Source organism: Lacticaseibacillus suibinensis (assembly GCF_003946175.1).
In the GTDB taxonomy this organism is placed as follows: domain Bacteria; phylum Bacillota; class Bacilli; order Lactobacillales; family Lactobacillaceae; genus Lacticaseibacillus; species Lacticaseibacillus suibinensis.
Genome location: NZ_RHOK01000010.1, coordinates 85,119 through 102,630, shown reverse-complemented (window position 1 = coordinate 102,630; position 17,512 = coordinate 85,119). Strand labels below are relative to the sequence as shown.

Below are 17,512 nucleotides of genomic sequence, written 5' to 3'. Positions count from 1 at the left end.
CAAGCAGTCCAATCCGCACTGAACCATCGTCCCAGACGTATTCTGAACTATCTTCGCCCATGCGATTACTACCGATGCATGGCGTAACAGACTAGACCACTATCAAGAATTCGTTATCATCGTTGCACTTGACTTGAAAATTGAGGGGCTTCATTCGAATGTATTTTTTCTAAGGTTAATCTTTTCTCATCGCCAGTGCTATTACTTGCAATTCATCTAAAAATGGGGTATTTTCTGCCAGAAAAGTGGTGATATACCAATAGTCAATTTTATGACGATAAGCCTCTATAAAAGTGGCATGAATATGCCATACCAATGGTGATGCTTTCGATCGGATGTGTGTGATATTTTCTTTAAATCTGTCACACATGCCAAACCTAGCTCAAGCTATACCGTATCCTAATACTTTCAGACTTCCCATGTGGTATAACGCAGTCTCAAAAGTTGTTATTGGCGCGTACTGAAGCAAGGTAAAAGGAGCTGAATAGTAATGAGAAAAGTGGTCTTGGGTGCTCTTATTGGTTTAATGTGCTTGTTATCGGTGCTTTTTGCGCCAGCTCTTAACGTAGAGGCGAAATCAGTGAACGAATATTCATACTCGGATTTAATTAAGTCAGCATCTTGGATAACCCGGAGCGGTAAAGTGTCTTTAAGCGTTACAATGTCAGCACAGTTTGAAAGTATTTCGAATGGCAATCTTAAAGGTGCGCTGGCTACAAGGGCATTCAACTTATTGAAAGCCAAGTTTTCCAGCAGCAAAAATTGGGAAAATACTGACGGCATGCGCAATCAATTTATGTGCCATTATCTTTTTGCTTTCAAGACTCCCTGGAATCTGGAACCCTGGAGAAAGACGGTGAGCATGAGTGCAACGACCGCGGCGTTGTGTAATCCTTAAACTATTCTTGATTTTAATAAGCTTGGCTACGCTTGCATTTCTTATGTGTACCCCTCAAAGAACACCGAAAGTTAATAATATTTCGACTTACCGCAAAACCGAGAATAGTCTCGTTCAAAGCCATAACTTAGTGCGAGTTTCCCCTAATCAAGTCATGACTACACTGACTAAATCAGGCAGACCTTTCACTGTTGTATATGTTGGTAGAAGCACCTGCCCGTACTGCCAACAGTTCATGGGAGCCTTTGCTTCAAGTTTAAAGTATACGGGCGAAACAGTGGGATATATTGACACTGATATATATCGTAATGATCCTCAATTTGTTACGATGGCAGAAAAACTTGAGTTGGTGTCAGTGCCTTTCCTCTTTCGAATCAAAAATGGTTCACTCCAGAAAGTTGCCCTTGCAAGTGGGCCTTCAGTAAACGTAGCGCTTGCAACAATGGATATTTTACGGTCAGGGAGTGAAAATAGAATGGCATTCATTAAAATCGCTTTAGAAGTCATTGGTGTAATAGGAATAGCAGTTCAGGTTATAGTGTTGATTTTGCATTACCAAAAACGCCAAGAAAACTTGGAGCAATTTACTTTATTATATAGCCTGATGAATGTTTTGCTTGTTGCTCTTCAGATGACGGTCACTTCTGCATACGGCGCACTCCGTGATGTTTTTACTAGTGATGTGCTTAGCTATTTGTTCTGGTGTTTGTTAGTAACTTCTGTTTTTCTGCTCGGTGTGGAATTGGTTCTATTATTCAAGCCGTTCAAGAAGATAACCGACACGCCAGTTCAACGAGACTAAAGGAATAGAGCTATTTTTCGGTGGGCCAGCTCAGTTTCTCGCATGAAAGTCCAAGGCACTGGTTTCGTACTGGGGGTGTGTGGTGACAGCTCCTCTGATTGCATTTAGAAGGCATAACACACTAAGGTTCTTGAAATAAGCCTTCTCGTTTGCGCGTGATCGCCTTAGTTGGTTTTAATGTGCTTCACACGAGTGCCACGATAATTCTCGGTTTTAACTAAGGCCATAGTGCAAAAAAGAGTGTGACATACCCCCCTCAAAAAAGGACCAAGACTCGGAAATTACGAAGATTTCTAGTCTTGGTTCTTTTGGTTTTCCTCAGTTGACGTCTTTTTGTGGAGTTATGTCACAACCCCTTTGCGTGAAGGCGGCGTGTTAGAAAGCTATTCGTCCTGCTAAGTGCGTTGCCGCCATAACCTACTTGCGGTCAGGTCGGCAACACACGAGCGATTAGCAACGCTCCGAGTATTACCGGCGGTCTTAGCCGGTAATACTCGGAGCTAGGCTACTTGTCCGCTAAGTACGCCTTGCCTCACGGCCTGTAGGTGCGTTGCGCGCACCAACGCGGGAGTGATTTGATCAGCCCGTAGCGCATAGCGCGTACGGACTGACATGCGGTAGCGGATACGGCCAGCACCTCGAAGCCAAAAAACGGCTTCAATGCGCTGACCTTGGCTAATCATCCCGCTAAGTGCCCCCGCCTCCACTGCCTATAGTTGCGCTGCGGGCACCAACGCCGGAGCGATTAGCTACGCCAGAAGGTCCGCCACCAAAAAGCGGTGGCAAACCCTCTGGCCAGGCTACTCGTCCGGCTAAGTGCGGTGCCCTCCACTGCCTGCTCCACAGCCTTCCTCTGTTCACTTGCCTTCAGTGATGATAAACTTAACCTAACTATGTGAAAGACGGGGTGGACCTGATGGCAGATCAAGTTTCCGTGAAGCAATTGGTGACCGATATCAAGTTGAAGGTGTATAGCGGTGAGGATTATTTGCCGGAGCGCCAGGTGGTGGTGAGCGATATTTCGCGGCCGGGCTTGGAGCTAACGGGTTATTTCAATTACTATCCGCATGAACGGATTCAATTGTTTGGTCGCACGGAAAGCGCCTTTGCGCGCAATATGTCCGCCCCGGAGCGGTTGGTGATTTTCAAACGCATGGCGGCGGAAGATACACCAGCGTTTCTGGTGTCGCGGGGGATTGAGCCGTTGCCAGAAATGCTAACTGCCGCCGCGGCGGTGCGGGTGCCAGTACTGGGCTCTGATTTGCCCACCACGCGGCTGTCGAGTTTACTGACGGATTATTTGGAAGAAAAGCTCGCCGAACGCCAAAGCATGCATGGGGTGCTCGTCGACTTGTATGGCTTAGGGGTCATGATTACCGGGGATTCTGGCGTTGGTAAATCCGAAACGGCGCTGGAGCTGATTCAGCGGGGCCACCGGCTGATTGCCGATGACCGGGTGGATGTTTACCAAAAAGATGAACAAACCATCGTTGGGGAAGCGCCGGCGATTTTGTCCCACTTGCTAGAAATCCGCGGTCTAGGCATCATCGATGTCATGAACTTGCTCGGTGCAGGCGCAGTGCGGACGCACACCAACCTCGACTTGATTGTGCATCTGGAAAATTGGACGCCAGATAAGCAGTTCGATCGGCTCGGTTCTGGTGAGCAGAGCCAGCAGATCTTTGATGTCAATGTGCCGAAGATTACCATTCCGGTCAAAGTCGGCCGGAACCTGGCGTCGATTATTGAGGTGGCCGCGATGAACTTCCGAGCCAAATCCATGGGCTATGATGCCACCAAGACGTTCGAGGCCAACTTGAATAAATTGATTAAATCAAATGAAGCAGCCGATAAGGCGAAGTAACGATTCCGGATTGAGAGGGACAGTATGTTAGCGGCGTTAAATCCAATTGCACTGAAGCTAGGCGGTTTAGAAATTCATTGGTATGGGGTGATTATTGCCTGCGGGGTGCTGCTGGCAGTTTGGCTCGCCACCCGAGAAGCCAATGCGCGGGGCATCGGCGAAGACCATATCATCAACTTGGTGCTCTGGGCGCTGCCATTCGCGCTGATTGGGGCGCGGCTGTATTATGTGGCCTTTGAGTGGCCGTATTATGCCGCGCATCCCGATCAAATCATCGCGATATGGAATGGTGGGATTGCGATTTATGGCGCACTGATTGCCAGCGTGATTGTGTTCCTGATATATTGCCGCATCAAATGGCTACCAGCCTGGCTGGTGCTGGATATTGCGGCGCCAACCGTGATGATTGCTCAAAGCATTGGCCGCTGGGGCAACTTCATGAACCAAGAAGCGTTTGGCGCCAAAACCACCCTGGCGTACCTGCGTGGGTTGCATTTGCCAGAATTCATCATTCAGCAGATGAACATCAACGGGGCCTTTCGCCAGCCGACATTTTTGTATGAATCGATGTGGAACCTTGTCGGTTTTGTGCTTATCATGAGTGTTCGGCATCATCAAGGTTGGTTCAAGCGCGGCGAAATCTTGCTGAGTTATGTGATGTGGTACAGTTTTGGCCGGTTCTTTGTCGAAGGCATGCGCACCGATAGCTTGTATTTGATGCCGGGGCTGCGGGTGTCGCAGCTGTTGTCCATCGTGCTGTTCGTTGGTGCTTTGGGGTTGTTCATTTGGCGCCGACGCAAATCAGACCTGCCGTGGTACATGGACGGCTATACGATCAACAACTTATAGGAGTGATCTTTTGACCGAAAAAATCGCAGTATTAGGGGCCGGTTCCTGGGGCACCGTGTTGGCTAATCTGTTGACGGAGAACCAGCTGGACGTTGCCTTGTGGACGCATAAGCCGGCCCAAGTGCCAGAAATCAACGAGCAGCACACCAATCAGCACTACCTGCCGGATTTTAAACTGCATGAAGCCTTGCACGCCACCGCGGATCTAGCCGCGGCCGTGAAAGACGCCACGGTGATTTTATTTGTGGTGCCGACGAATGCCATTCGCAGTGTGGCCACTCAGGTCAGCACGCTACTTGATGACAGCCAGCGGCCCATCATTGCCCATGCGGCGAAGGGGCTGGAGCTGGGCACCAAGTTGCGGGTATCGCAGGTGCTGGAAGCTGTGCTACCAGCAGGCCGGTATCAGGGCCCGGTGGTGATTTCCGGGCCGAGTCACGCCGAAGACGTGGCAACGCGGGACATCACGACCTTGACCGCGGCGGCGGCCGACGAAGCAGTGGCCAAAAAAGTGCAGCAACTGTTCATGAACGACTATTTCCGACTCTATACGAACACCGACGTGATTGGCGTTGAGTATGGGGCCGCTTTGAAAAACGTGATTGCCATCGGCGCTGGCGCCTTGCATGGCCTCGGTTATGGTGATAACACCAAAGCGGCGCTGATGACGCGAGGCTTGGCCGAAATCACCCGGTTGGGCGTTAAAATGGGCGCCAATCCTATGACCTTCATCGGCCTGTCTGGGGTCGGCGATTTAATTGTCACCTGTACCAGTGTCCACAGTCGCAACTGGCGCGCCGGCAATGCTTTGGGGCAAGGCCAAAAATTGCCTGAGGTGTTGGCCAACATCGGCATGGTGGTCGAAGGGGTCTCGACGGCCAAAGTCGTGCATGAATTGGCGGAGCAGCAGCAATGCGAGATGCCGATTTCCAATGCGATTTATCAAGTCCTTTACCAAGGGGCGCCAATCAAGACGGTGATTACGGATTTAATGGCGCGTGAAGGTAAAGCCGAAACCGATTTTGGGGTCACTTTACAAGTCGTCCCAAACAAGGTATAGTATAATTTGACTTACGAAAGGTAAGCGAATTGGAAAGAGGTGCGTCCCATGGCAAAACAATATGATGTAATCGTAATCGGGGCTGGCCCTGGTGGCATGACCGCGGCGTTGTACGCGTCACGGGCCAATTTGTCCGTGTTGATGCTGGACCGCGGGATTTACGGCGGCCAGATGAACAATACCGCCGCAGTGGAAAACTATCCTGGCTTTTCTTCGATCTTGGGACCAGACCTGAGCCAAAAGATGTATGATGGCGCGACGCAATTTGGTGCCGAATACGCTTATGGTAATGTGACGGACTTGCGCGATGAAGGGGCCATGAAGCGCGTGGTCACTGACGAAGGCGAGTTTGAAGCCAAAGCGGTGATCATCGCTACCGGGGCCGAACACCGTAAGCTGGGGATTCCTGGCGAAGAAGAATTCGGCGGCCGCGGTGTATCATACTGTGCGGTCTGCGACGGCGCCTTTTTCAAGAATCAAGAAGTCGCAGTGATCGGCGGCGGTGATTCAGCAGTTGAAGAAGGCCTCTACCTCGCCGGGCTGGCTTCCAAAGTCACGGTGATTCACCGGCGTGACCAGCTGCGCGCCCAGCAGATTATCCAGCAACGCGCCTTTGCCAACGACAAGATGCATTTTGTCTGGAACGCAGACGTGCAGGAGATCCTCGGGGATGACCAGAAAGTCACCGGCGTTCAGTACAAGGACAAAGTGACTAGCGAAACGCATGTCATTCCCGCGGCGGGTGCTTTCATTTACGTTGGTATCAAACCCTTGACCGATAGTTTCAAAAACGTCGGGGTGCTTGATGAAGCCGGCTGGATTCCGACTAATGACCTGATGGAAACCCGCGTGCCTGGCATTTTCGCTATTGGTGATGTGCGGGCCAAAGGCTTGCGCCAAATCGCAACCGCGGTAGGCGAAGGCGGCCAGGCGGGCCAAAGTGCGTTCAACTACATTCAAAGTCTTCAAGATGCCACTTTAACGGCAGCAACGAAGTAACATGTGGCGCTCTCCAGCTGGAGGGCGCTTTTTTGGTGGCCGCGATTGTTTAACATCGCGTAACAATTGGCCACCTTGAGTTGAAACCCGCTTTTGATATGCGATAATGAAACCGTTATGCCGATGCTTTTTTGCGCTAGCCAAGGGCTGGTGAATGCCAGAAACCACTTCGCGGCGTACAATGAACTTGCAATAGGCACCGGACAAAGGATAGGAGTGAATCAAATGGGGTATAAAGAAAATTATCAAGCATGGGTGAATGCACCGACGATGGATGCTGCTCTAAAACGCGAGCTCAGCGCAATGGCAGATGACGAGAAGACACAAGAGGCAGCCTTTTCGGTGCCAATGGCCTTTGGAACTGCCGGCATGCGCGGTATCATCGGAGCCGGCATTGGCCGGATGAATATCTACACCGTGCGTCAAGCCACTGAAGGCTTGGCCCGGTTTATGGATACCCTGGATGCCAGTCAAAAACAAGCCGGGGTGGCAATTTCTTTTGATTCGCGGTACCAAAGCCAGCAGTTTGCGCAAGAGGCTGCGGCGGTTTTGGGGGCGCATGGGATTGTGAGCTATGTTTTCGACAGCTTGCGCCCCACGCCGGAGCTGTCATTTGCTGTGCGCTATCTGAAAACATACGCCGGCATCATGATCACCGCCAGCCACAACCCGAAGCAGTATAACGGCTACAAGATTTACGGCCCAGATGGCGGCCAAATGCCACCAGAAGAATCTGACCGCATCACCGAGTACGTTCGGAGCGTGGATGATTTGTTTGCCATTAAGACGCTTGATGTGCATGCCTTGCGGGCCCAGAACCTGATGCACTTGATTGGCGAAGATGTCGATGAAGCCTACTACCAAGCCGTGGCTACCGTCACCATCAACCAAGACTTGGTCCACACCGTCGGCAAGGATATGAGTTTGATTTACTCGCCACTGAATGGGACTGGCCGCATTCCGGCTCAAATGGTGCTGCGTAACGCCGGCTTCCAAAACTTCCAGCTGGTACTGCCGCAGTCCACAGCAGACCCCGAGTTCCCGACCACGCCGTTTCCGAATCCTGAATTCCCGCAAACCTTTGACCTAGCGATTGAAATGGGTAAGGCCAGTCATGCCGATGTGCTGATTGCCACGGATCCCGATGCGGACCGCCTGGGCACTGCAGTGTGGACCGGGGATGGCTACCAACTGTTGACCGGCAACCAAATTGCGTCCCTGTTGCTCCACTACATTCTGGAAGCCCGCAAACAAGCTGGTACCTTGCCAGCCAATGGGGCCGTGGTGAAGTCGATTGTGTCGACGGAACTGGCCACCGCGATCGCCAAGGATTATGGCGTGGCCATGATCAATGTGGAAACCGGGTTCAAGTTCATTGGCGACCAAATCAAGCAATACGAAGAAACCGGTAGCCATGAATTCTTGTTTGGCTTTGAAGAAAGTTATGGCTACCTGATCAAGCCATTCGTGCGGGACAAGGATGCCATTCAATCCACCGTGCTGCTGGCGGAAGTGGCAGCTTACTACAAGTCCAAGGGCCAAACCCTGTGGGATGGCATTCAGGCCTTGTATGCTCGGTACGGCTACTTTGCCGAAAAGACCGTCGGCGTTGACTTCCCAGGGCTGGAAGGGCCAGCGGAAATGGCCGCGTTGATGACCAAGTTCCGGGAAGAACAACCAGCTGATTTTGCCGGCGTGAAGATTGTGCGCACCGAGGACTACAAAAAGCAGCTCATCACCACGGCAGAAGGCACCAGTCCCATCACGATGCCGGTCTCTGATGTGCTGAAGTACATTTTGGCAGATGGCACTTGGATTGCCATTCGGCCTTCTGGGACGGAGCCAAAAGTGAAGTTCTATGTTGGCACCTCAGCTGCCACTGAGGCCGAAGCAGAGCAGAAACTGGCCAGCTTTGAAGCAGCGTTAACTGCCTTTCGCACTGCATAATTGAACGTTCAGCTGTCCGGCGAGTCGCAAAGTGGCTTGCCGGATTTTTTGCGCGGTGGTAAGCTTTTAGAAACTTTACAGGAGGGTTCAATCATGGGAATGCACCAATTTATTCAAGGCCTGAACAATTTGGAAACCTTGCGGCGGGCACCAGGCTTTTTCAAGTATGCTGAGCATAGCGTGGCCGCGCACAGCTTTAAGGTCGCGGAAATCGCGCAACTGCTGGGCGACATCGAAGAGCACGCTGGCAACGAGATCAACTGGCAGATGCTTTACGAAAAGGCCTTAAACCATGATTACACCGAGCGTTTCATCGGTGATATCAAGACCCCAGTTAAGTACGCCACGCCGACGCTGCGTAAAATGCTGGCCGATGTCGAGGACACCATGACCGAGAACTTCATCGAAAACGAAATTCCGGCCGATTATCAGGATGTCTATCGCCGGCGGCTTTCGGAAGGTAAAGACGATACCTTGGAAGGCCAAATTTTGAGCATCGCTGACAAGGTGGACTTGCTTTATGAATCCTTTGGCGAAATTGAAAAGGGTAACCCAGAGCGGGTCTTTGTTAACATCTACACGGAAAGCTTGAGCGTCATCATGTCGTTCGAAGACCGGCCATCAGTGCAGTATTTCCTAGATCAGATTCTCCCGGATATGCTCAATGAAGAATTTGCCGACCGGGATATGCTGGCCAAGTTAACCCGGTCAGTGATGGCGAAACAGTAGGAGTTGCGAGCTAAGAGCGCCGCTGCACCTTGCAGGTTTGTAGTTGCGCTCCGGGTGGCCAACGCCGGAGTGGCTAGCTACGCTAAAGGCCTCGCCGGCAAAATACACCGGCAATGCCTTTAGCTTGATCAGTCTGTAGCGCATGGCGCGTACAGACTGACATGCGTTAGAAAGGCTACCCATCCGGCTAAGAGCGGCCACCCTCCGCAGCGTGTAGTTGCGCTCCGCAGGGCAACGCTCCGCAGCCTGTTTTCTCCATTGGCGAATGTGTGTTCGCTATGTTATAATTAGTCCAATGAAAAAGTCGGAATTTCGGTTCCGGCTTTTTGCGCGTTGAGGTGAGGAGGTTGCGGCCATGATTGAACGCATTGCCGATAAAAAATTTGATTTAGTCTCCCCTTATAAGCCGGCGGGGGATCAGCCTGAGGCCATTGAAAAGTTGACCCAGGGCTTTTTGGCTGGAGAAAAGGAACAAGTGCTGCTAGGCGCGACTGGGACCGGGAAGACGTTCACGATGAGCAATGTGATTGCCAACCTGAATAAGCCGACGCTAATTTTGTCGCATAACAAGACGCTGGCTGGCCAGTTGTACGGGGAGTTCAAAGAGTTCTTCCCGCACAACGCGGTGGAGTATTTCGTGTCCTATTATGATTACTACCAACCAGAAGCTTATGTGCCAAGTTCGGATACCTATATTGAAAAAGACTCCGCCATCAATGATGAAATTGATAAGCTCCGGCATAGTGCCACCAGTGCCTTGCTGGAGCGCAATGATGTGATTGTGGTGGCGTCGGTGTCCTCAATCTTTGGCTTAGGCTCACCAACCGAGTACCGCGACCATGTGCTGTCCATCCGCAAAGGCATGGAGATTGACCGCAACACCTTGCTGCGGCAGCTGGTGGACATCCAATTTGACCGCAATGACATTGATTTTCAGCGCGGGCGTTTTCGGGTGCGCGGCGATGTGGTGGAAATTTTCCCAGCCAGCCGCGATGATCACGCGATCCGCGTGGAGTTCTTTGGCGATGAAGTTGATCGCATCACCGAGGTCGACGCCTTAACCGGGGAAGTGATTGGCGAACGGGAACAGGTTTCCATTTTCCCGGCGACCCACTTTATGACCTCAGATGACGCCCTGGAGCGAGGCATTCAAAGCATTGCCGCTGAACTAACGCAGCGGCTGGCAGAGCTGCGTGACCAAGGCAAGTTGCTGGAAGCGCAGCGGCTGGAGCAACGGACCAATTACGATATCGAAATGCTGCGGGAAATGGGCTACACCAACGGCATTGAAAACTATTCCCGGCACATGGAAGGGCGGGCGGCAGGCAAGCCGCCATATACGCTGCTCGACTTTTTCCCTAAGGACTTCATGATCATGGTGGACGAAAGCCATGTCACGATGCCGCAAGTGCGGGCGATGTACAACGGCGACCGGGCCCGGAAGCAAACGTTGATTGATTATGGCTTCCGCCTGCCCAGCGCGTTGGACAACCGGCCACTGAAGCTCAACGAATTCGAGCAGCACGTCAACCAGATCCTCTATGTTTCGGCGACACCGGGGCCTTATGAACTGGACCGGGTGCCAAAAGCGGATATCGCCGAACAAATTATTCGGCCGACGGGGTTGCTGGATCCGGAAATCGAAGTGCGGCCGATTATGGGCCAAATCGATGACCTGACTTCAGAAATTAACAAACGCATCGAACGCAACGAGCGCGTCTTTGTCACGACTTTGACCAAAAAAATGGCTGAAGATTTGACCGATTATCTGAAAGAAGAAGGCATTAAGGTGGCCTACCTGCATTCAGATATCAAAACGCTGGAACGGACGCAAATCATCCGTGACTTGCGGCTAGGCAAGTATGATGTCCTGGTCGGCATCAACCTGCTCCGGGAAGGGATCGATGTCCCTGAAGTGTCCCTGATTGCGATTTTGGATGCCGATAAGGAAGGCTTCCTGCGGGCGGAACGCTCGCTCATTCAAACCATTGGTCGCGCCAGTCGGAATGCGCATGGTAAGGTCATCATGTACGCTGATAAGATGACTGACTCGATGGAGGCGGCGATCAATGAAACCAAGCGGCGGCGGACCATCCAGATGGCGTTCAACAAGGAACATCACATCACGCCGAAAACCATCATCAAACCCATTCGCGATGCCATCACGGCGGTGGATACCAGCGGCAACGGCGATGATGACAAGAACAAGAGCTTTGCCGAGGTTGATCTGCATGATCTGACCAAGCAAGAGCGCCAGCAGTTGATCAACAATTTGCAAACGCAGATGCAAGCTGCCGCCAAAAAGCTCGATTTCGAGCAGGCGGCCACGTTGCGGGACACGATTTTGGAACTGGAAGCAGAAAAGTGAGGATTTATGGCTAACGATAAAATTGTGATTCACGGCGCTCGCGCGCACAACTTAAAAGATGTCGATTTGACCATTCCCAAAAATAAACTGGTGGTCATGACCGGCTTGTCCGGTTCCGGGAAGTCTAGCCTGGCCTTTGATACGCTGTATGCGGAAGGCCAGCGCCGTTATGTCGAAAGCTTATCGGCGTATGCGCGCCAGTTCCTTGGCCAAATGGACAAACCTGATGTTGATTCAATCGACGGCTTGAGCCCAGCGATTTCCATCGATCAGAAAACCACCTCGAAAAATCCGCGGTCCACAGTGGGCACGGTCACTGAAATCAATGACTATCTGCGCTTGCTGTGGGCGCGGATTGGCAAGCCAATTTGCCCGAATGACGGGACGCCGATCACCAGCCAAAGCGTCGAGCAAATGGTCAACCGGGTCCAGCAACTCCCGGACAAAACGCGGATTCAGATTCTCTCGCCAGTGGTGCGCCGGAAAAAAGGCGCCCACAAAAAGGTGCTGGAAAAGATTGTCCGTGAAGGCTATGTGCGCATGCGGGTGGATGGCGAGATCATGGACGCCAGCGCCGACGTTGAATTGGACAAAAACAAAAACCACGACATCGACATTGTCATTGATCGCATTGTCGTGAAGGCCGGGGATGCCGACAATCGCTCGCGCTTGTTCGATTCTTTTGAAGCCGCGCTGCGCCTGTCTGAAGGTTATGCCACCGTTGATGTGATTGGCGGCGAGCCGCTCGTGTTCTCGGAACATTTTGCCTGCCCGCTGTGCGGCTTCACGATTGGGGTGTTGGAACCGCGGCTGTTTTCCTTTAACGCGCCATTTGGGGCCTGCCCAGAATGTGATGGGTTAGGCGAAAAGTTGACGGTGGATGTGGATTTGGTGGTGCCAGATCCTGACAAAACCATTGCCGAAGGGGCGATTGCGCCTTGGTACACCGCTAGTTCCACTTACTATCCGACCATGCTGGAACAAGCCTGCACGGCGTTCAAGGTGCCGATTGACAAGCCATTCAATAAATTGACCGACCGCCAGCGTGATTTGGTGCTGAACGGCAGTCAAGGCAAGAAGTTCCATTTTCATGCTGATTCCGATTTCGGCGGTGTGCGCGATGTGATGGCCCCATTCGAAGGCGTGCTCCCGAACATCGAGCGTCGCTACCGCTCCAATAACACCCCGTTTGGCTCTGATCAGATGCGCCAGTACATGACCGCACTGGTTTGTCCAGTGTGCCACGGTAAGCGCCTTAACCGCCAAGCCCTGGCAGTCAAAGTCGCCGGTAAAGACATTGCGGAAGCCTCTGACTTAGCCATCAAAAACGCCCTGCCGTTTTTCAGTCAGATTCAGCTGTCCGCAAACGAAGTCGTGATTGCCAAGCCGATTCTGAAGGAAGTCAACGATCGCCTGACCTTCCTGGAAAACGTCGGCCTCGATTACTTGACCCTGAGTCGGGCGGCTGGCACGCTGTCCGGTGGGGAAGCCCAGCGAATTCGCCTGGCCACTCAAATCGGCTCCAACTTATCAGGCGTGCTGTACATTTTGGATGAACCGTCCATTGGCCTGCATCAACGCGATAACGACCGCTTAATTGCCTCGCTGAAGAAAATGCGTGATTTGGGCAACACGTTGATTGTCGTTGAACATGATGAGGACACCATGCTGGCGGCGGATTATCTGATTGACGTTGGCCCTGGCGCTGGGGATAAAGGCGGCCACATTATGGCCGCCGGCACCCCTAAGCAGGTGATGCGTTCTAGCAAATCCCTGACGGGCCAATACCTCGCCGGCAAGAAGTTTATTCCGGTACCGACCCAGCGGCGCGCCGGCAGCGGCAAGATTTTGCGGCTGGAAGGCGCGGCTGACCACAACTTGAAACACATTGACGTCGACTTCCCACTGGGTAAATTCATCGGCGTGACTGGGGTTTCCGGCTCCGGTAAGTCCACTTTGGTCAACTCGATTTTGAAGCGCGCCTTGGCCCAGAAGTTGTACCGCAACTCGGCTAAGCCTGGGGCTTACAGCAAACTGCTGGGCTGGAAGAACATCGAAAAGCTGGTGGACATTGATCAAAGTCCAATTGGCCGCACGCCGCGCAGTAACCCCGCCACCTACACGGGGGTGTTCAACGATATTCGGGCCTTGTTTGCCCAAACTGGTGAAGCCAAATTGCGGGGCTACACCCAAGGCCGGTTTTCCTTCAATGTCAAAGGCGGCCGCTGTGAGAACTGCAAAGGCGACGGGATTATTAAGATCGAAATGAACTTCCTGCCGGATGTCTATGTGCCTTGCGAAGTCTGCCATGGCAAGCGGTACAACTCCGAAACCCTCGAAGTGACTTACAAAGGTAAGAACATTGCTGATGTGCTGGAAATGACAGTGGACGAAGCGGTGAAGTTCTTTGCCCCGATTCCTAAAATCGCGCGCAAACTGCAAACCATTGTTGATGTGGGCCTCGGCTACGTCCAAATGGGTCAAAGCGCCACCACCTTATCGGGTGGGGAAGCCCAGCGCATGAAGCTCGCTTCTGAACTGCAAAAGCTTTCTACCGGCCGCAACTTCTACATTCTCGACGAACCAACCACCGGCCTGCATACCGACGATATTCGCCGGTTGCTGGAGGTTCTCCAACGGTTGGTCGATGAAGGTAACACCGTGTTGGTGATCGAACATAACCTGGATGTGATCAAAACCGCCGATTGGCTGATTGATTTGGGCCCAGAAGGCGGCGATGGCGGCGGTCAAGTGATCGCCACCGGCACGCCAGAAGACATTGCCAAGGTGAAGAACAGCTACACCGGCCAATACCTCGCGCCAATTCTGGCCCGGGACAAGGCCCGCATGGCTGCCCAGCTTAAATAAGGCTGTGAACCGCTACTGTTGAGTGGCGGTTTTTGTTTGGGCTGAATCCCGGTTTACTGGGATGCGCGTTGCTTGAGCGCCGGCGCCACCCGCGGCAGCGCTGGCCAAAACTGAATTTTCTTGTGCCACGTAGATGAAGCCGGTATGATAGGGGTAGAAAGAGAGGCGCGGTTTATGTTTAATCGGACACATTTTGGATTTGACTGGGGCGAATTTATTACAGGGATTGCCTTGATTTTGGCTGGGGTAGTGGTGCTGCATCACCCTGGGGCGACTTTAACCACGTTGACTTTCCTGTTCGCGTTGGTGGCCATTATCAGGGGGATTGCGACCTTGGCGGCGTTTGCCAAGTTGCGTGAGTTCACAGGGAAGTTGGCTTGGTTGACGTTGATTTCTGGGATCCTTGATTTGATCTTGGGCGTGGTCTTCCTGTTTAACCTCCAAGCTGGGGCGTTGACGCTAGCTTACCTGTTTGCCATCTGGTTCGTGATCGATAGTATCGCTAACCTGGCCAATGCCGGACAAATGCGCGCAGCTGGCACCGGCTGGTTCATCTTGAACTTGGTGCTAGACATCTTTGCGCTGGTCGTCAGCGTGCTACTGTTGATGCAGCCAGTGGTGGCCGCAGTGGGCATGGTGATTTTGCTGGCGACGGCCTTCTTCCTGCTGGGACTCAATGCGATTCTGCTGGCGTTTGCCCGCCGCCAGATCTAATCCGCTCGCGACTAAAACGAAAATCAAACAGGCCCTTTGCCGCACGTTGCGGTGAAGGGCTTTTTTTACCTGCGCGACCGGGGTCGCAAAATTGCGCTGGCGTAGCCCCAAGACTTGCAGCGCTTCCAAGGATAGCCTATAGTTTCAAGTATAGACTTATTACAAACGAAGACTATGGGGGATGGCAAGGTGGAGCCAAAGTACATGCACATTGTGAACGTCATCAAAAAAAGAATTACCGATGGCGTTTATCCAACTGGCAGTGTGATTCCAAAGCAGGAGGAACTGGCGGCAGAGCTTGGCGTTAGCCGCATGACCGTTAAAAAAGCGTTGGATATTTTAACCGTTGATGGCTATGTCCTGCCAAAACGCGGCGTGGGCACCTTTGTACGGCCCAAAGTCGTGCGCCAGCGCAACTCACTGCCACTGAGTTCCTATGGCGGCCTGAGCAATGACTTAGGGGTGCCGGTGGAAAGCAAGGTGATTTTGTTCGATATTGGCTTTCCCACCGCGGAAGTCCAGGAGGCGCTTGAGATCGAGGAAAACCAGCCCGTCTATGAAATTCGCCGGTTGCGGCTAGTTGATGGCCAGCCGTATGGGCTTGAACACACCTTTCTAAACGCCGCTATTTTTCCGCAATTGAAGCCGGAAGTGTTCAAAGGTTCGTTTTACCGCTATCTCCACGAAACCTGCGGCCTGACGATTGGCGGGGCTAATCGCTCGATCTCGGCGGAAAAGCCGGATCAATACAATGAGCAATACTTGCATTCCAAGTCGGATGAGCCGATTTTGCAAGTGAAGCAGACGGTGTATTTGGACGACGGGCAACCCTTTGAAATGTCGATTGATCAACATCCTTATAGCGCCCATCATACTTACACCTTTATCGATGTGAAACGTTAGCGCTAAGCACCTGCTCACAGGTGCTTTTTTTGTGCGTAAGTATATACATGAAAAATATAAAAGTATTGACATGGAAATATTCTGATATATACTGACTTTGGCGGTTGATGAAATCGCTTCATTCTTTCGTGGTAGTTGGCGCTGACTAACTGCGCGATGCACTTATAAAAGGGAGATGGCATTATGTCTTTGGAGAACTCTAAACTGGGCGATCGGTTCGCGATTTTCGCGGCCAAGCTCGGCAATCAAATTCATCTGCGCTCATTGCGGGATGCGTTTGCGACCGTCATGCCGCTGTATATTTTGGCTGGCTTGGCGACCTTGTTGAACAACACCGTGTTCACCTGGATTTTTAAGGGTAGTACCTTAACGTCAGTCCAGTACTGGGGCACGCTGTTGAGCAATGCGACGCTGAACTTTTCCGGCGTCATGATTGCGGCCATGATTGGATACTGCTTGGCCAAGAACCGGCGCTTTGAAAACCCCATCGCCGCGGCGATGGTTTCAATTGCGGCTTTGATTTTGATGATGCCAAACACGGTCTCCCTCATTCCTGATGGGGCGAAAAAGGCAGTTTCGATTTCCGCTGTGCTGCCATACACCAACCTGGGCACCGGCGCGATGTTTGCCGGAATCATCATGGGCTTGGTCGCAACCGAAATCTTTATCCGGGTGTCTCACATGAAGCGCCTGCAAATCAACTTAGGCGACAACATTCCGCCGGCGGTTTCGAACTCATTTAATGTCCTTATTCCGGTCATTTTGGTGCTGTCGGGCTTGGCGATTGTTTCTGCCTTGCTGAATAACTTGGCCGGGATGAACCTGATTAACCTGATCACCACTTTCATTCAAGAACCACTGCGCCATGTTGGGACCTCAATCTGGGGCGTGCTGCTGCTCTATTCTCTGGGCAACTTGCTGTGGCTGTTTGGGATTCACCACTCAGTTATTTACAGTTCCATCTTGGAACCATTGTTGATTATCAACATTACCCAGAACATTGCCGCATACAGTGCCGGCAAAGCAATTCCTAACATCATCAACGTTTCGCAGGTTGCTTCCTTTGGCCTGATTGGTGGTTCCGGTTCAACGCTGTGCCTCTTGATTGCGACCTTCCTGTTCAGCCGCAACAAGGTTTCCCGCAATGTGGCGAGCTTGTCCGTTGCGCCTGGGATCTTTAACATCAACGAACCAGTCATCTTTGGTTACCCAATTGTTTACAACATCAGCCTGATCTTCCCGTTCATCTTCGTGCCAGCACTGGGTGTCTTTGTTAGCTGGGCCGCAACGGTGGCCGGCTGGATGAACCCATGTGTGACCTTGGTACCTTGGACCACGCCGGTTGGCATCAGTGCCTTTCTGGCAACGGCGGGCGACTGGCGCGCCGTGGTCATTCAGCTGCTGATCTTGGTCGCTGGGGTGCTGATTTACGCGCCATTCGTCAAGATCAATGACAAAGTGGCTGAGAAGCAAGCCGAAGAACAACTCGCTGATCAACAATAATTGCGAGA

The 17,512-nt window shown here is 52.2% G+C and carries 13 protein-coding genes; all 13 read left to right on the top strand.

Going from position 1 to position 17,512, the window contains the following annotated elements; genetic code table 11:
• Positions 1-490: 490 nt before the first annotated feature.
• The 13 genes from EKM90_RS06760 (at position 491) to EKM90_RS06700 (ending at position 17,504) form a co-directional block, all read left to right on the top strand.
• Positions 491-898, top strand: coding sequence for a DUF2599 domain-containing protein (locus tag EKM90_RS06760; protein ID WP_125580976.1), 408 nt, complete (start codon positions 491-493; stop codon positions 896-898).
• 154 nt (positions 899-1,052) lie between these two features.
• Entirely contained in the window at positions 1,053-1,700 is a 648-nt protein-coding gene (locus tag EKM90_RS06755; protein ID WP_125580974.1) for a thioredoxin domain-containing protein, read from the top strand.
• A 916-nt stretch (positions 1,701-2,616) separates the two neighbouring features.
• Positions 2,617-3,564, top strand: coding sequence for an HPr(Ser) kinase/phosphatase (hprK, locus tag EKM90_RS06750; protein ID WP_125580972.1), 948 nt, complete (start codon positions 2,617-2,619; stop codon positions 3,562-3,564).
• A gap of 24 nt (positions 3,565-3,588) precedes the next feature.
• On the top strand, positions 3,589-4,413 hold the full coding sequence (lgt, locus tag EKM90_RS06745; RefSeq protein WP_125580970.1) for a prolipoprotein diacylglyceryl transferase: 825 nt from the start codon (positions 3,589-3,591) through the stop codon (positions 4,411-4,413).
• Positions 4,414-4,423: 10 nt separating this feature from the next.
• On the top strand, positions 4,424-5,473 hold the full coding sequence (locus EKM90_RS06740; protein WP_125580968.1) for an NAD(P)H-dependent glycerol-3-phosphate dehydrogenase: 1,050 nt from the start codon (positions 4,424-4,426) through the stop codon (positions 5,471-5,473).
• Positions 5,474-5,521: 48 nt separating this feature from the next.
• Complete coding sequence (gene trxB, locus EKM90_RS06735) at positions 5,522-6,472, top strand: thioredoxin-disulfide reductase (RefSeq protein ID WP_125580966.1); 951 nt, start codon at positions 5,522-5,524, stop codon at positions 6,470-6,472.
• Between the two features lie 225 nt (positions 6,473-6,697).
• Positions 6,698-8,419 (top strand): phospho-sugar mutase, encoded by a 1,722-nt coding sequence (locus tag EKM90_RS06730; RefSeq protein WP_125580964.1) that lies wholly within the window; start codon positions 6,698-6,700, stop codon positions 8,417-8,419.
• Between the two features lie 93 nt (positions 8,420-8,512).
• On the top strand, positions 8,513-9,148 hold the full coding sequence (locus tag EKM90_RS06725; protein WP_125580962.1) for a YfbR-like 5'-deoxynucleotidase: 636 nt from the start codon (positions 8,513-8,515) through the stop codon (positions 9,146-9,148).
• Positions 9,149-9,503: 355 nt separating this feature from the next.
• Positions 9,504-11,516: an excinuclease ABC subunit UvrB gene (gene uvrB, locus EKM90_RS06720; protein ID WP_125580960.1), complete on the top strand. Its 2,013-nt coding sequence runs from the start codon at positions 9,504-9,506 to the stop codon at positions 11,514-11,516.
• A gap of 6 nt (positions 11,517-11,522) precedes the next feature.
• Complete coding sequence (gene uvrA / locus EKM90_RS06715) at positions 11,523-14,384, top strand: excinuclease ABC subunit UvrA (RefSeq protein WP_125580958.1); 2,862 nt, start codon at positions 11,523-11,525, stop codon at positions 14,382-14,384.
• A 174-nt stretch (positions 14,385-14,558) separates the two neighbouring features.
• Positions 14,559-15,098, top strand: coding sequence for an HdeD family acid-resistance protein (locus tag EKM90_RS06710; protein WP_125580956.1), 540 nt, complete (start codon positions 14,559-14,561; stop codon positions 15,096-15,098).
• A gap of 174 nt (positions 15,099-15,272) precedes the next feature.
• Entirely contained in the window at positions 15,273-16,001 is a 729-nt protein-coding gene (locus EKM90_RS06705; RefSeq protein ID WP_225422756.1) for a GntR family transcriptional regulator, read from the top strand.
• Between the two features lie 189 nt (positions 16,002-16,190).
• Positions 16,191-17,504, top strand: coding sequence for a PTS sugar transporter subunit IIC (locus tag EKM90_RS06700; RefSeq protein WP_191987468.1), 1,314 nt, complete (start codon positions 16,191-16,193; stop codon positions 17,502-17,504).
• Positions 17,505-17,512: the final 8 nt, after the last annotated feature.

Coding starts and splice junctions, on each gene's coding strand:
- trxB (WP_125580966.1), top strand. CDS start 5,522: ATGGCAAAACAATATGATGTAATCGTAATCGGGGCTGGCCCTGGTGGC.
- hprK (WP_125580972.1), top strand. CDS start 2,617: ATGGCAGATCAAGTTTCCGTGAAGCAATTGGTGACCGATATCAAGTTG.
- uvrA (WP_125580958.1), top strand. CDS start 11,523: ATGGCTAACGATAAAATTGTGATTCACGGCGCTCGCGCGCACAACTTA.
- EKM90_RS06760 (WP_125580976.1), top strand. CDS start 491: ATGAGAAAAGTGGTCTTGGGTGCTCTTATTGGTTTAATGTGCTTGTTA.
- EKM90_RS06705 (WP_225422756.1), top strand. CDS start 15,273: ATGGGGGATGGCAAGGTGGAGCCAAAGTACATGCACATTGTGAACGTC.
- lgt (WP_125580970.1), top strand. CDS start 3,589: ATGTTAGCGGCGTTAAATCCAATTGCACTGAAGCTAGGCGGTTTAGAA.
- uvrB (WP_125580960.1), top strand. CDS start 9,504: ATGATTGAACGCATTGCCGATAAAAAATTTGATTTAGTCTCCCCTTAT.
- EKM90_RS06755 (WP_125580974.1), top strand. CDS start 1,053: ATGACTACACTGACTAAATCAGGCAGACCTTTCACTGTTGTATATGTT.
- EKM90_RS06710 (WP_125580956.1), top strand. CDS start 14,559: ATGTTTAATCGGACACATTTTGGATTTGACTGGGGCGAATTTATTACA.
- EKM90_RS06725 (WP_125580962.1), top strand. CDS start 8,513: ATGGGAATGCACCAATTTATTCAAGGCCTGAACAATTTGGAAACCTTG.
- EKM90_RS06730 (WP_125580964.1), top strand. CDS start 6,698: ATGGGGTATAAAGAAAATTATCAAGCATGGGTGAATGCACCGACGATG.